17 protein-coding genes are annotated in these 14,531 nt (G+C 70.6%); 16 read left to right on the forward strand and 1 reads right to left on the reverse strand.

The genetic code is table 11. The features are described 5' to 3' along the window. Nucleotides 1–89 precede the first annotated feature (89 nt). The 15 genes from O7634_RS12690 (at nucleotide 90) to O7634_RS12760 (ending at nucleotide 12,815) form a co-directional block, all read left to right on the forward strand. Nucleotides 90–1,385 (forward strand): hypothetical protein, encoded by a 1,296-nt coding sequence (locus O7634_RS12690; RefSeq protein ID WP_278150341.1) that lies wholly within the window; start codon nucleotides 90–92, stop codon nucleotides 1,383–1,385. After that, nucleotides 1,382–2,977: a type IV secretory system conjugative DNA transfer family protein gene (locus tag O7634_RS12695; RefSeq protein WP_278150342.1), complete on the forward strand. Its 1,596-nt coding sequence runs from the start codon at nucleotides 1,382–1,384 to the stop codon at nucleotides 2,975–2,977. Before O7634_RS12690 ends, O7634_RS12695 begins: the two co-directional genes overlap by 4 nt. Nucleotides 2,978–3,039: 62 nt before the next feature. Beyond that, on the forward strand, nucleotides 3,040–3,852 hold the full coding sequence (locus tag O7634_RS12700; RefSeq protein ID WP_278150343.1) for a replication-relaxation family protein: 813 nt from the start codon (nucleotides 3,040–3,042) through the stop codon (nucleotides 3,850–3,852). Next, the gene (locus tag O7634_RS12705) at nucleotides 3,840–4,886 is read left to right on the forward strand and encodes a M23 family metallopeptidase (RefSeq protein WP_278150344.1); all 1,047 of its coding nucleotides are present in this window, start codon (nucleotides 3,840–3,842) and stop codon (nucleotides 4,884–4,886) included. The genes O7634_RS12700 and O7634_RS12705 overlap by 13 nt, the downstream gene beginning before the upstream one ends. 428 nt (nucleotides 4,887–5,314) lie before the next feature. Beyond that, nucleotides 5,315–6,511, forward strand: a complete 1,197-nt coding sequence (locus O7634_RS12710) for a hypothetical protein (protein WP_278150345.1) — start codon at nucleotides 5,315–5,317, stop codon at nucleotides 6,509–6,511. Between the two features lie 460 nt (nucleotides 6,512–6,971). Next, entirely contained in the window at nucleotides 6,972–7,232 is a 261-nt protein-coding gene (locus O7634_RS12715; protein WP_278150346.1) for a hypothetical protein, read from the forward strand. A 217-nt stretch (nucleotides 7,233–7,449) separates the two neighbouring features. Beyond that, the gene (locus O7634_RS12720) at nucleotides 7,450–7,800 is read left to right on the forward strand and encodes a hypothetical protein (protein WP_278150347.1); all 351 of its coding nucleotides are present in this window, start codon (nucleotides 7,450–7,452) and stop codon (nucleotides 7,798–7,800) included. Nucleotides 7,801–7,968: 168 nt separating this feature from the next. Continuing rightward, complete coding sequence (locus tag O7634_RS12725) at nucleotides 7,969–8,955, forward strand: DUF932 domain-containing protein (protein ID WP_278150348.1); 987 nt, start codon at nucleotides 7,969–7,971, stop codon at nucleotides 8,953–8,955. Nucleotides 8,956–9,055: 100 nt separating this feature from the next. Next, nucleotides 9,056–9,565 (forward strand): hypothetical protein, encoded by a 510-nt coding sequence (locus tag O7634_RS12730; RefSeq protein ID WP_278150349.1) that lies wholly within the window; start codon nucleotides 9,056–9,058, stop codon nucleotides 9,563–9,565. Between the two features lie 90 nt (nucleotides 9,566–9,655). Further along, complete coding sequence (locus O7634_RS12735; protein ID WP_278150350.1) at nucleotides 9,656–10,126, forward strand: hypothetical protein; 471 nt, start codon at nucleotides 9,656–9,658, stop codon at nucleotides 10,124–10,126. Then, nucleotides 10,123–10,473: a hypothetical protein gene (locus tag O7634_RS12740; protein ID WP_278150351.1), complete on the forward strand. Its 351-nt coding sequence runs from the start codon at nucleotides 10,123–10,125 to the stop codon at nucleotides 10,471–10,473. Before O7634_RS12735 ends, O7634_RS12740 begins: the two co-directional genes overlap by 4 nt. 11 nt (nucleotides 10,474–10,484) lie before the next feature. Then, nucleotides 10,485–10,919: a hypothetical protein gene (locus O7634_RS12745; protein WP_278150352.1), complete on the forward strand. Its 435-nt coding sequence runs from the start codon at nucleotides 10,485–10,487 to the stop codon at nucleotides 10,917–10,919. After that, a complete protein-coding gene (locus tag O7634_RS12750; RefSeq protein WP_278150353.1) occupies nucleotides 10,919–11,572 on the forward strand; it encodes a hypothetical protein in 654 nt (217 codons plus the stop codon). The genes O7634_RS12745 and O7634_RS12750 overlap by 1 nt, the downstream gene beginning before the upstream one ends. After that, complete coding sequence (locus O7634_RS12755; protein ID WP_278150354.1) at nucleotides 11,569–11,961, forward strand: hypothetical protein; 393 nt, start codon at nucleotides 11,569–11,571, stop codon at nucleotides 11,959–11,961. Before O7634_RS12750 ends, O7634_RS12755 begins: the two co-directional genes overlap by 4 nt. Nucleotides 11,962–12,149: 188 nt before the next feature. Continuing rightward, nucleotides 12,150–12,815 (forward strand): hypothetical protein, encoded by a 666-nt coding sequence (locus O7634_RS12760; protein ID WP_278150355.1) that lies wholly within the window; start codon nucleotides 12,150–12,152, stop codon nucleotides 12,813–12,815. 60 nt (nucleotides 12,816–12,875) lie between these two features. Here the strand turns inward: O7634_RS12760 and O7634_RS12765 are convergent, their stop codons facing one another. Further along, nucleotides 12,876–13,040 carry a hypothetical protein gene (locus O7634_RS12765; RefSeq protein WP_278150356.1) on the reverse strand — a complete coding sequence of 55 codons (165 nt, stop codon included), beginning with the start codon at nucleotides 13,038–13,040 and terminating at the stop codon, nucleotides 12,876–12,878. Nucleotides 13,041–13,323: 283 nt separating this feature from the next. Between O7634_RS12765 and O7634_RS12770 the strand changes: the two genes are divergently transcribed. After that, complete coding sequence (locus O7634_RS12770; protein WP_278150357.1) at nucleotides 13,324–14,253, forward strand: alpha/beta hydrolase; 930 nt, start codon at nucleotides 13,324–13,326, stop codon at nucleotides 14,251–14,253. Nucleotides 14,254–14,531: the final 278 nt, after the last annotated feature.

Below are 14,531 nucleotides of genomic sequence, written 5' to 3' on the forward strand. Positions count from 1 at the left end.
GGCGTCCCTCTCACCACCGATCGGAGTTCCCGATGGTTGTCACGCTGTCCCCATCCCCGCCGCCAGCTCCTGCGATCCCCGGCGGGTGCATGGCCGGCCACGGCGGTGTGCCCCACTCGGTGGTGGGCGAGCTGCTGTGTGGTTCCTGGGGCGACGACGCCACCAACGCGGTGTGGCCGCTCGTCCGCGACCGGTGGCCGTTGCTCCTCGCCGCCCTGGCGGCGCTCGTCGCCGTGCGGGTCGGGTGCATGCGGTGGCGGCGGCGCATCTGGCGACGGCACGCCGCCGCAGCGCGATGGCTGCAGATCACCCCGCCGGTGACCGCCACTCCGGCCGCGACGATCGGCCTGTGGCGACTGCTCGCCACGGCGTTGCCCGCGCCGCGCCGGTGGGCGCTACGCCCGACCCGGCTGGTCTGGGAGGTCGCCGCCGACCCGGACGGTATGCGCTGCGGGCTGTGGCTGCCGCCAGGGGTCAACCCGACCGCCGTGGTGCGGCTGCTGCAACGCGGCTGGCCCGGCGTCCGCGCCGAACAGACCCGCCCGCCGACCGTGCCCACCACCGGGGCCGTCGCCGCCCTCGCGGTCTGGCCGACGCAGCCAGAATGGCTACCCCTGGTCGACGACACCACGCCTACCCACCGCCGAGGAGGCATGGACGCGAGCACTCCCGAAGAGGACCGGCTCCGGGCGGTCTACGGCGGACTCGCCTCAGCCGGGCGCACCGGCGGCGCAATCCTGCAAGTCCACCTTGGCCGCGCACCCGCCCACCGACTGCGGACGCTGCGCCGCGCGATGACCAACCCACACCGCGCCCGCCGTCCCCGAGGGACCGCCGGCGCCGCCGGGCTGCTCGCCGACGGGCTACGAGCACTGATCCTTGGCGTCCTGAATCTCGTCAACCCCGGCCCGTCGAGCCCGAAGCGGCACACCCGTGCGACTGACCCGTACACCGCCGAGCTGGTCCGGCAAGCGCGGGCGAAGTACGCCGACGCACCGCACTTGCTCGTCGCCGTGCACACGGTCGCCGCCGGCCCCACGAAGGCCGCTGCCGTCGCCGCTGTGGCTGATGTCAGCTCCGGGTTCGGGCTGCTGTCGGCCCACTTCACCCGCCGCCGGCTACGGCATGGTGCGGTCGCGTCGGCCGACCGTTGGGTGCCCGAGGCCCGGATGAGCCTCGTCTCCATCGCGGAAGCCGCCGCCTTCGCCGGACTGCCCGCCGAACCGGCCGCCTACGGCCTACCCGGCGCGGCGTCACGGCGTCGGCCCGCCACCCGCGACATCTTTCGGACCTCCGGGCGGGAGACGCGCCAGCGCACGACGGTGCAGGCACAGCCCGGTGCAACCGAGGCCGACGACTCACCGACCGTCTGGAGCGCACCTTGAACAAGATCCACACCCAGGCTGCTGCATCCAACTCCCGCCCGGAGGGCCGCAGGCTGAACCTGGTGCCGCTCGACCAGCGGCACGGCCTGGGCGGCAAGGTCATCGGTGTTGCCAACGCTGGCCCCGAGGTGCGGGTCGGGATCTCCCTGACCGATTGTCGGTACCACGTCCACGCGCTCGGACCGACCGGCACGGGCAAGACGACGCTGCTGATGCGGATGATCCTGGACGACGTGGAGGCCGGGCGCGGCGTGGCCGCGTTCGACCCGGCCAAGGGCGACCTGATCCGTGACCTCCTCGCGCGGCTGCCCAAGTCGTGTGGGGACCGGCTGGTGCTCATCGACCCGGACGAGCGGGCCGCGCCCCCGGCGATCAACCTGCTCGACCCGAGTGTGCACGGCGGCAGCGCGCACGACGTGGCCGCGAACCTGACAGCGGTGATGGCGAAGGTGTGGTCACGCTGGTGGGGCCACCGCACGGCCGACATCTGCTACCACGGCCTGCTCACCCTCGCCCACCTCGAAGGCGCCACCCTCGCCCAGCTGCCGCGGCTGCTGTCGGACTCCGCGTGGAGGACCGCCCGGGTCAACGCGGTCACCAGCAGGTTGAACGCCTGGGAGGGCAACACCCTCGGCGAGTTCTGGGAAGGGTTCAACGAGCTGCCCGCCGCGCAGCGCTCCGGCCTGGTGGCCCCGCTGCTGTCCCGGTTACGCCTCGTGCTGGCGCATCCGATGGCGAACAGCCTGTTCGGGGTGCCGGCCACCACGTTCTCGTTCGCTGACATCCTCGACGGTGGCATCATGCTCGCGCGGCTACCCAAGGGTGTCATCGGCGAGGACGGCACCCGCCTGGTCGGCTCGCTGCTCCTGGCCGGGTTGTGGCAGGCCACCACCGCCCGCGCCCGCATCCCTGAGGACGATCGCCCGGACGCGATGATCGTGCTGGACGAGTGCCACAACTTCCTGCACCTGCCCATCGGCATCGATGACGCCCTCGCCGAAGCCCGCGGTCTGCACACCTCGTTCGTCCTCGCCCATCAGTACCTCGGCCAGTTGTCCGGGGACATGGTGGAGGCGATTGACGCCAACGCCCGTAACAAGGTGTACTTCGCCCTCGCCCCCCGCGACGCCATCGACCAGGCCCGGCACCTGCGGCCCTACCTCGATGACGGGGACCTGATCCGCCTCGGTGGCTTCGAAGTCGTCCTGCGGCCGGTCGCGGGCGGGCGGGTCGTACCACCGGTCACCGCCGACACCGAGCCTCCACCGCCGGCCGTCAAAGGGCGTGCCGGCGAGCTACGCCGGGCGGCCCGCGAGCACACCGGCCTCGCCGCCGAGGACCGTCGTCGGTTGCTCGGCGAGACCGCGACCGCTGCCGCACCGGCCGAGCGGTCGACACCCGTCGAGGCAGTGGTGGAACTGGTGGGCCGCAACACCTTCGCTTCTCACCCCGAGTGGTCTAACGAGACCTCTAACGAGCGATCCAACGAGCAACCCAACGACCACGAACAGCCGGGTGAACACGCCCCCTCGAACACGTCATACGCGCACGTGGACGGCGGTGAGGAGGACCCGTGGACCGGAACCGACTGATAAGAGATATCCCTCCTACCCGCACATCTGCCACCGGCAGTCTTCGCCTGACGGCGTCCGTCGTGGCCGCCGAACTCGGTCGGCTCACCCCCCGAGACCGGCTCCTGCTGGACCTGCTCGACCAGCACCGGACGTTCACAACCGGCCAGCTCGTCGACCTGGCCTTCGGCTCGGTCGGCCGTGCCCGCAACCGCCTCAACACCCTCCACGATCGAGACATCCTCGACCGGTTCCGCCACTACCAACGGCCCGGCTCGCAAGCCTGGCGGTGGACCCTAGGCCCGGTTGGCGCGGCCATCATCGCGGCCGGACGAGGCGACGCGTTGCCCCGTCCGGCCGTTGTGCGCGACGCCACCGCTCGACTCGCCATGTCGCCGACGCTGGCGCACCTGCTCACGGTGAACGGGTTCTTCGTCGCCCTCACGGCCCATGCCCGCACGCACCCCGGCGCACGGCTGGCACGGTGGTGGAACGAGACACGCTGCCGTGAGGTGTGTGGCAACCTGGTCCGCCCGGACGGACACGGCGTGTGGGCCGACAACGGCCCGGCGGTGCCGTTCTGGGTCGAGGCCGACCTCGGCACCGAAACCCTTGCCCGGGTCGTAGGCAAGCTGACCGGCTACGCCGCACTACCGCCCCGCCGCGCGTACCCGGTGCTGTTCTGGCTACCCACCACCGCCCGTGAGACCAACGTGCACACCCACCTACGCCGGGCTCGGGTGCCGCACGGGGTGACCATCGCCACCGCCGCCGCCAACCACGCCACGGCGTCCGGCGGCCCGGCGGGGCCGGTCTGGCGTATCGTCGGGCACCTCGACCGGGTGAGTCTGGCCGAGCTGCCCGCACCGGGCGGTGGCGCGCCGTGGGACGAGTAGCCATATGGCTCGCGGCCGGGGTCGCCGGCTTGCTGCTGCTGCTCACGGCCGCTACCGCCGGAGTCGTCTCCTCGGTGTTCGGCGGTGGCGGGGGTAGCTGCGTCGGCGCGGTCACCGTGCCGGGTGCCACCCTGGCGGGGTTGTCGGATGAGCAGGCCCGTAACGCCTCGGTGATCGTGACCGTGGGTGAGCGGTTGCGGGTACCGGTGCGCGGGTGGGTGGTCGCGGTTGCCACCGCGCTTCAGGAATCCTCGTTGATCAACCACGGTGACCTCGGCCCGAACAACGATCATGACTCGTTGGGGCTGTTCCAACAGCGACCGTCGCAAGGATGGGGCACCCCGGAACAGATCATGAGCCCCGACTACGCCGCCGGGAAGTTCTACGAGGCGTTGCTGCGGGTGCCGGGGTGGGAACGGCTACCGCTCACCGAGGCCGCACAGAAGGTGCAACGGTCGGCGTACCCGGACGCCTACGCCCGCCAGGAGACACGAGCAACCGAGATCGTCACGGCGTATACCGGCGGAACGCTGCCGGTCTGCGACGGCGCGCCGATCAGTGCCTCCGGGTGGACCCGCCCGGTGGCGGGCACGGCCGGTTCCGGCTTCCGCACCACCGACCGGCCCGGCCATGACGGGGTCGACATCATTGCCACGACAGGCACCGTCATCCGTGCCGTATCCGGCGGCGTGGTGGTGCGCGTGCGGTGCAACATCGGGGGCGACTCGTGGGAACCCACCGGCGGCCCGATGCCGTGCGACAGCGACGGCTACCCCGGCCTCGGCGGGTGCGGCTGGTACGCAGAGATCCGCCACGCGGAAGACACCGTGTCGCGTTACTGCCATATGGTGCGACAGCCGATTATCCGAATAGGACAGACGGTGATCGCCGGGCAGCCAATCGGCCACGTCGGCAGTTCCGGAAACTCCTCCGGCCCCCATTTGCACTACGAGATCCATGAAGGCTATCCCGCCACCGAGGACAACGCCGTTGACCCGGTTCCTTTCATGCGCCATAAAGGCGTGACCCTATAAATTCATAAAGTGATTCTCCGCACAAGTCAAGAAGGCCCGCACGGGTTGCGGTGAGCGCCGCGCGTCCGGTCCGCCGGGCGCGCGGCGTAGTCATTTCAACTCAGAAACCACGACCCCGTAAGACAGTCTGAGCGGCCCCCGCGCCGTGCACCCTTGCAGCCCAGGGAGTCGCGCCGAACATGCCGCAGCGTCGGACATGGGGCCGTCAAATGGCGTTTCGGGCGGTGGTAGCGGTTCCTGAATCGAGAACGGAAGCGGCGCACGGTGGTGCCCCGTAAAGAGTCTTGCCCAACGGGGTTGACAATCATCCGGTGCAGAGGGTCCATGGACGTGGGCAACAAAAACCGCCCCGGCGGAACCGCAAACAATGCGCGTTACGCGTACGCGGAATCGCTATTTGTCGACCCCTTATGTGGAGGTGTATTGCCATGACCGCAAACATCGTTCTCACCCCCGGCACCGACGAGGCCCGATCCGCCGTCGCCGAGGCGCTGCGCACCTACCCCGGCGTCACCGCCCGCAAGTTGGCCGGACAGGGAAACCTGCCGCTACCGGTCGTCACCGAGGCGCTCACCGCCATGGAGGCCACCAGGACCGCCACCCGTACCCCCGACCCGACCAAGGGCAACCGCAAGAGCGCCGACACGTGGGAACTCGCCACCCCCACCGGCGCGACTGACGAGGCGACGCCGGCCGACGACGCCCCGCCAACGACCGATGCGCCCCTGGATGCGACCGACGAGCCGACCTCAGCCGACGACGCCAGCGACGCGACCGCAGACGCCACGGACGAGCCGACGCCCGCCGACGACGCCAGCGACGCAACCCCGGACGCGACCGACGAGGCGACCCCCGCCGACGACGCGAACGGGGGCGGCGGGGCGGACGAGTCCCCGCTACCGGAGGCTCCCGTGTCCGGTGCGCCGGTGTCGGGGGTGCCGGTCGCCCCGCGTCAGCCTGACCTCAAGGTGTTGATCATGGCCGGTGTGTTGGGCGGGCACCCGGACGGCATCACCGCCGACAACGCGATCAACGAGAGCGGTCTGTCGGTCGTCATGGGCGACACGATCCTCGCCGCGATGGAGGTGGCCGGGGCCGCGCGTCGCCTGCCGGTTGACGACGACGGTAACGAGCTGTGGGTCATCGGGGACGGCGACCTCGCCACCGTGGACCCGGCCAACGCCCCGACGCACACCACGTGCCCGACGTGCGGTCACACGCGCAAGATCCGCCGCCCTTCCGCCCGGCGCACCACCGGCACCGGCCGCACGACCGCCGAGATCAACAGCGACGGGTCGGTCAAGCTGGCTAAGAACGAGTTGCGGCACCGGGTCGAGGCGTTCATGCGCGACCTCGGCCCCGGCCACGACGTGACCCCCGGCACCGTCGCCCGTGAGATCGGCGGACGCAGCCCCGGCGCGGTCCGGAACGCCATGGAAAAGCTCACCGGGTTCGGGGTGCTGATCCTGACCCGTGAGGCCCCGGAAACCTACGCCCTCGCGGACAACCCGCCCACCCCGACCGCCGAGGTTCGCGCGTTCCTGACCACGCCGCAGACCGACGACACCACCACCGCCGACGAGGCCGACACCGACGAGGCCGCCGCCGCGCCGATAGCGGCCTGACCGACCGCCCCCGCCGGGGCCGGGCACCACGCCCGGCCCCGGCACCCGCACGCCCACCCACAGATGCCACGGAAGGAAGGGACATGATCACCCCCCACAGCCACCCCAACCACCCCCACGCCGCCCACGGCCCGACGCACGCGCCGGGTTCGCTGCGCTGCCCCGAATGCGGGGAACCCGCCCGGCCCGCACCGCCGCGTGACTGGCCCCTCGACGGGTTCGCCTCACGTCCGGCCGCGTCCCATGACGACGACGCCCCGCTATGCCCGGTGCCCGGCCCGAACGGCTCGCAACCGGCCGTACCGGTCGGCGCTCCGGTACGCCTGACCATGTGGCAGGCCGTCCGGCAATCGTGGCTCATTCATCCTGATTGGAGCGTCGCCGATCACCTTGCGTGGCTCGATGACCAGGCGTACGACACCGGCACCCTGACCGGTGACCCGGCCGAGGTGGTCGGTCGGTGGCTCACCGAACACCGCCGCCCCGGCCCGCCGACGAGGCCCGGGTGTACGTGGTGGCCGGGGGCGACATGGTGGCCGTGTTCGACTCGGCGGACGAGGCCGGCATCATGTCCGTGACGATGACCGGCGCGAATCTCGAACCGGACACCCTGTGCCTGACCGAGGCGCAATGGGAACAAGCGCACGCCATGTTGCGGTCACAGCTACCCCACATCACCGTGACCGATGCCCGGCCCACCCATGAGGCCGGTACGGCATGACCGGCCCATCGGACACCGGCCCAGCCACCGACCGGCCCGACATCCCGCAGCGTTGGCCGCGCGTCCTCACGACGCACGGCGCGGCCTACCCATCCCGCCGGTCAACATTCACCCCAACCCGACCGGCGACGGCTCCCACGTTGACTTCACCACGATCAACACCACCGTCTCGACCCGCCTCGCTGTCGAACGGAGGTGCTCGTTGTGCGGTGAGTCAATGGGCTATTGGGTGGCGTTCCTCGGCGGACCTCGGGCGGCCGAGTTGATGCGCTACGCCGACCCGCCGGGGCACCCCGAGTGCATGGCCGCCGCATTGTCGCTGTGCCCGCACATCGCGCTCGGTCGGCACCGCCGCGCCCACGCCGACCGTCCCGGGGCGGGCATCATCCCGCAGGGATCGCACGGCGACAAACCCGACCGCTACCTGTTGGGCATCACCCGCGACTACCGGACTGGGTTCATTCCCGAACACGGGTTCACCGTGTACCTACCGGCCCCTTTCGAAACCGTCCGCGCGTACGCGTACGGCCCGGATGGGCTGCTACGCCCGGCCACCGACACCAGGTAGGCCGCGCCCGACGGCGGTCGTCAGATTCGCCGCAGAAACCTTCATCGACTCCACCCGATCGCCTTGATCGTCCCGTCGAGGTAGGAAACATTGTTGTTGACGGCGCGGTCGGGGGTTGCAACCCCCGGCCCGCCGCCCGCCAAAACACAAGCTGGAAGGGGTGCCACCGTGGCACACGAACTCGAAACTCTCGCGAACGGCCAGACGGCCTTCGCCTCCGCGCGGCTGACCGCCTGGCATCAGCTCGGCACCGTGGCCGACGAGTGCATGACCGCTGAGGAGGTCATGAGCAAGGCGTGGCTCGGCGGGTGGGAGGTCCGCAAGATCGCCCTTCAGGGCATCGAGGTCACCGAGCGCGGGGTGACGAAGGTCGACTGCCCCGACAAGTACATGACCGTGCGGACCAACCCTGTTACGGGAGAGACGGAGTACCTCGGGGTGGTCGGCGAGGACTACGGTGTGGTGCAGAACGAGCAGGTCGCTGAGACGCTCAACCTCCTGGTTGACGCCTCCGGCGCGCACTTCGAGACCGCCGGCTCGATGCGTAAGGGACGCTCGGTGTTCGTCACCATGAAGTTGCCCACCGCGATGCAGATCGCCGGCGTGGACGATATGGACCTGTACCTCGCGGCCACCACCTCCCACGACGGCACCGCCGCACTACGCCTCGATGCGACACCGGTGCGGATCGTGTGCAAGAACACGCAGAACCTGGCCTTCGCCCGGTCGGTCAGCTCGTACACGTTCCGGCACACCTCGAACGTCACCAGTAAGATCGGCGAGGCCCGGCAGGCCCTCGGCCTGATGTGGAAGGCGTTCGGCGACTTCGAGACCGAAGCCGAAAAGATGATCAACGAGTCGTTGACCATGGGTGAGTTCGAGAAGATCGTCGCGCAGGTTTGGCCTGTTGCGCCCGACGCCTCCGACGTGGCGAAGAACAACGCGAAGCAGCGCACGGCCACGCTGCGCTACCTCATCCGAGACGCGGACACGCAAAAGGCGATCAAGGGCACCCGGTGGGCCGGCTTCCAGGCCATCACCGAGTACGTGGACCACTTCGCCCCCGCCAAGACGGACCTCGCCCGCGCGACGCGGGCGCTGACCGGTGCCGGTGCGGACCTCAAGGCCCGCGCGTTCGAGCTGCTGGCGGTCTGACGTGGCCCGGCACGGGGGCCGGGCCACCACGCCCGGCCCCGGTACCGGCGAGCACCCCGCCACCGGTACCGCGTCCGTTCCCACGCGCGTCGCCGAGCCCATGCTCGCGCCGGAGCCCACCGCCACCTCCATGATCGGGCTGGCCAACCAGGTGTCCGCCCACCACGCGGCGGCCGAGGTCGCCCGCGCGATGGCCGAACACTCGACGAGCGAAGCCGAACACGCCCACCTGTTGGCCCGCGCCGAGCAGTGGGAAGCCCTCGTCAACGAGCAGTGGAACGCCCTCTGCTCAGCGATCTGGGCGACTGCACCCGGCGGGGCGACGGTCGAGCGGTTCCTGCCGGTCCGGCCGCTGACCAACGGCCACGTCGAGTTGCACACCTACAGCACGGAGGGCCGCCGTCTCGTCGTGCTGCTCACCGGTGCGCAGGCCCTCGCCGTGGGCGCGCACCTGACCGCGTACGGGGCGCTCAGCCTCGACCGCAGCGGCCAAAAGCTCGACTCCGGCCTACCCCACGTCAAGGCCGCGCCGCCTTTCGACGCGGACGTGACCGCCGGTCAACCGACCACCCCGGACGGTGCTGACGGGCCACCGCCCGCTCATCCCTGATCGCCGGTGGATGTGCCGCGCGGCCACGGTCGCACCCCGGGCCGTGCGGCACGCCCGGCGGCATCCCCTCGACATCATCGCGGAGCACCCATGAGACCCGAACACCTGTTCACCGTCGCCGTCGAATTCGCGGAGGCGACCGGCAAAGCCGAACGCGCCCGCGCCCTAGCGGCCAGCGCCACCGGCGACGAGCGCACCGTCCTCACGAACACGGCGACACGCTACGAGGCGGTTCTCACGCGCCGGCGTGAGTTCCTCCGCGCCTCGCTGCGTGAGGCCCTGGGCGGAACCGTCATCGCCGAGCCGGACACCGAGCAGCCCGCCGCACTCTGGCGGCGGCGCCACGTCGAGGTCCGCGCCCGCACCGGCGACGGCTCCCGCGTCCGAGTGCGCTGCACCCCGATGCAAGCCGTCGCCCTCGGCACCGCCCTCATCGGCCTCGCGGCCCTGACCGATCAACTCGGCGGCGGCGTTCTGGGCGACACCATCGCCACCTTCCCACCCACCTCCCACTCCACCGCGGAGCCCGAGGCGAGCGGCGAGAACGGGACGCCGGCATGACGACCTTCATCGACTGCTCCGAGAACACCGACGGCATCGGCGACGGCCAGCGCACCCTCGACGGTCAGCACCTCGCGGACGCACTCGCCAAGCTCGGCACGGTCGACCCGATCTGCGTCGAGGTGCTGACCCGGCTCAACCTGCGGGTCTACCCCGGCGAGCCCGGCGACCGCACCGCCTACGTCGTCCTCGACGTGCACGGCGTCTCCATCGGCGTCAAACGCCGCGCCGCCGACCTCTACCTGCACGCCGACACCACCGAGACCGACGACCGACTCATCGCTCTCGAGATCAACGGCTACGGCGAAACCGACCACCCCACCAACCCCTCCCACCCCGGCCCCTGAACGGAGCACCGATGTACCGCTCCATGGAATACGGCGACACCGCCCGCGTCATCACCCCCACCGACGCCACCGAACACCGCCTCGGCACCATCACCGACGTCACCTACTCCACCCCGCACACCACCTACGCACGCCGCTACACCCTGCGCTTCCCCGGCGGCACCGAGCGCACCCACCCCGCCGATCACGTCATCAGGTGCACCCGCGCCGACGACCACGCCGCCCTGGAGGCCGCCTTCACCACCGCATGCGCGGCCCTACGCGCCGCCTGCCGCATCGCCCACGACTACGACCCCGACCTCAGCGTCGGAACCGCGAGCCTGATCCGGCGACTGGTCGACCTCAGCCGGCTACGCCTCGGGCTGACCCTCAACCCGTCCGGCACCACTGGCGTGGCCAACACCGACTCGCCGAACACCCGCAACCAGGACGGGAGTAACCAGTGATGCCGCACCTTCCGCAGACCAACCAGTCCGGGGAACCTTTCGGGCCGGGTGCGCTCGACTCCACCTCGGCGCCACTACTGGAGTCGCCGTACTGCCGACGCTGCCGACGAGGCGTCAGCATCCGCATCAACGACCTCGGCATGGTGACGTACCAGCACGCCAACGAACGAAGCGACAACGGCGACCACGACCCTGAGCCAGCACCCGTCACCGGGATCCCGAACCCGATCATCGAGTGCGACTTCTGCTCCGCGCCCGACGCCGCCTGGATCTACCGGTGCGGCAATCAATTCAGCGAGCACCGCCGCGTCACCACACAAGTCGTCAGTGTCAGCGACTACCGGTCTCGGCACGCAGCGGCCCGGGTGCGCCGCACCGACACCGAGCACGCTGTCACTCAGGCGTGGGGTGAACGGTGGCCTGCTTGCCACGGCTGCGCCGACCTTATCGAGGCCCGCGACCTCTACGGGCTGATCCGCCGCGTGGTCGACGCGCTGCCCGCCAAGCTCACCCGAGGCAAACACCTCGTACGCGTTCGCGGGGAGCTGCATGCCACCTACTCCGAGGTATTTGACACCCTCGCGTCCGGACGAGGCCGCATCATTCCCGGCCATCCTCTCGGCGTCTGGCCCGATCCGGAGACGACCTCATGACCGACACCGCACGGCACCAGCGGCTGGGGTCCACCCACGCGAAGGCCCGCCGCCGCCTCGGCGCGGTGTGCGCGGCCGACGACGGACCGCTGACCCGCATCACCGACGACCCGCACCTCGTCACCTGCTCAGACTGCGAAGGACTGGCCGAGTTCGACGCACTACCCGACGACGCGACCGCAGGCGATCCGCGTGTCATCGAGGTGCTGCGCGAGGTCACGCGCGGCAGCTGCCGCAAGATCGACGGGGTGTTGGTGGACATGACCACCGCCGCCGCGATCCTGACCGTCTACGACGCGCTGAAACCCGCCACACGGGTGAAACTGGCCGCGCTGCGCATCGACCGGATGGCGCAGGTGGCGTGGCGGCTGCTGCGCCCGCACGTCTAGGCAGTGCGAGTCGGTGGCCGGCGGGCACACCCGAGGGTGCGTGCAATTCCCGACCGGCCACCTCGCCCACTCCGGGCCGCCTGCGGACACAAGGCCGCTTCTACCCGAGCCAGGGCGTGCCGCCGATCCTACGGCGACTCCCGCCTGCCTTGACGGCACGGCACGGCAGAGAGCTACGCGGAGGGAGGATGGGCGACATGGCACGACGCGTGATCGGCGGACGGACCGCCCTCGACCGGGCCGGTGTCGCCGCGCACACCGGCGCGGCCTACTCCACAATCAACCACTGGCACTCCCGCCGCGCCCGGTTCGGCTTCCCGGAAGGATTTCAGCACGACGGTCAGGAGTGGTTCTGGCGCGACGACATCGAGGCGTTTCACGTCGCCCACCTGGCGGCGAAACGCGCCGAGCTGACGAAGGTCGATCGCCGCGGCCACTCCGAAGACCTGATTGGCTCGGGCGCGGCGGCGAGGGTCCTCGGCTACACCTCCTACCGCAACCTGCCCGACACCCTGTACGCCCACCCTGACCGGGTTGAGGTGCTGCCGGACGGGCGGATGCGCCGACTGTGGTTCCGGCGCACCGTGTGGGCCGTGGCCGACGCCCGTACAGGCCGACAGTCCACCGGCCGCACTCCCGGCACCACCGGTGCCCGCAAACCGCACCCGTACGCCGATGACCCTCGGCTTCGGTCAGCCATCGCGCTCTTGGCCGAGGCCGACCGGACCGGGCGGGACCGGCGCGGCCTCGGTGTCGCGCTGGCTCAGCAGCTCGGCATCGCCCAACGCACCGCGCAACGGCTGATCGCCGCCGCGTACGAGACGAGCGGCACCTCTTCCCGGCAAATGGCCTGAGAGCGACAGGTGCCGCCGAGACTGTCGCCCGGCCTCGGCGGCCCCTGTCCTACGAGCTGCCTAGTCTTCGTCGTCCTCGGCAGCGGCCCGAGGCGTCGGAACCTCCATCAGGTAGCGCAGCGCGCCGTTGATATCGGTGTCTCGGCTGTCGGCAGTGCGCTTGAGCACGTCGTACACGTCGTCAGCGACCTCGATCGTGCGGAGGTCCGGTGTTCGGTCGGTCATGTGTGGTCCCTTCTGGCAGCGGTCGGCGTGGTGCCCGTTCGGGCAGCGTGCCTATCCACGCTGACCTCGACGGTGCGATCAAGACGGCCGGTGGTCCCAGGCCAGGGCTACGACTGACAGCTCTATTCGAGAGTGGCCTCCTCGCGCGTCTGATCGTGTGCGGCGAGCTGACGGACCGGTGGGAGCGCGTATTCGGTACGGGCGAGTTCGGCCGTTGCCGCCTGGGCCGCTACTGACAGTTCTCGGGCGCACCCCGCCGGCGGCACCGTGCTTGACTGCCCGGATGGAGCTGGGTATCGATGTTGAAGGCACGCGGCTGGCTGCGACGCTCGACCTGCCGACCGGGCAGGTCCGCGGCGCCGTGGTCATCCTTCACGGCGCGCAGGCGGGGCACCGCTCGTACTTCTGCTACACGCACCTCGCCCAGATCCTGCCCGGCGCGGGGATCGCAGTCCTGAGGTATGAGCGTCGACCCCGCATCGACGGTCACGACGTGCCGCTGGCCGACCAAGCCGACGACGCGGCTGCAGCCATCGCCGTGCTTCGTCGATACGTTGGTGAGGTGCCGGTCGGGTTGTGGGGCTGGAGCCAGGGCGCCTGGGCAGCGACGTTGACCGCAGCGCGCAACCCCGGCCTGGTCGCCTTCCTCATCCTCGTGTCCTGCAGCGGAGTCAGCCCCGCCGCGCAGATGCGCTACGGCACCGCCGAACAGTTACGCCAGCACGGCTTCACCGATGCGGACCTTCTAGACTTGGACCATCTGCGCGACACGGTCGAGGAGTACCTGCGTGGGCACACCGGCCGGGCATCGGCGCAGCACGCCGTAGACCGTGCCGCAGCGCGCCCATGGTTTCCGCTGGCGTGGCTACCCCGCGAGCTTCCCACCGAGCCCGGCATCTGGACCGACATGGACTTCGATCCAGAGCCGGTGTTCGCGCAGGCGAACTGTCCAGTGCTGTTGTTCTACGGAGCGACCGATGTCTGGGTGCCGGTCGATGCGAGCCTCGCCGCCTGGCGGCGCGCCGCCACCACCGAAGCGCTGGACCTGATGATCTGCCGGCTCGATGGATGCGACCACCTGCCGAGCTTCGACGAGCGCGAAGATATCGAGAGCATCAGCAGTCAGTACAGCACGACGCTGGTCACCTGGCTCGACGGCCATCTGGGCACCGGCACGGCCGGCAGGCGCGGTTGTCGCGGTGACAAATCATGACCTTGGACTGGGGTAGCGGCTCCAGGTGCCGCCGGCATTGGTGACTTGGCGGGTCGCGGTGGTGGGGTGGAAGCCGAGGGCGTCGGCGACGACCGGGGCGGGTGCTTGCAGGACGAGTTGGCGTAACGCGGCGACGCGGGCTTCCTTGATCGGGAACCCGAGCGCGCGGAGCCGGTTGTGCAGGGTGGTGTAGGCGACGGGCTGTCCGGCGAGCCGGCCGGGAAACAGCAGGGCCGGCGGCGGGCCGGCCGCACGACGGCGAATGCTTCATCAGATGA

Source organism: Micromonospora sp. WMMD1120, from assembly GCF_029626235.1.
Classification (GTDB): Bacteria; Actinomycetota; Actinomycetes; order Mycobacteriales; family Micromonosporaceae; genus Micromonospora.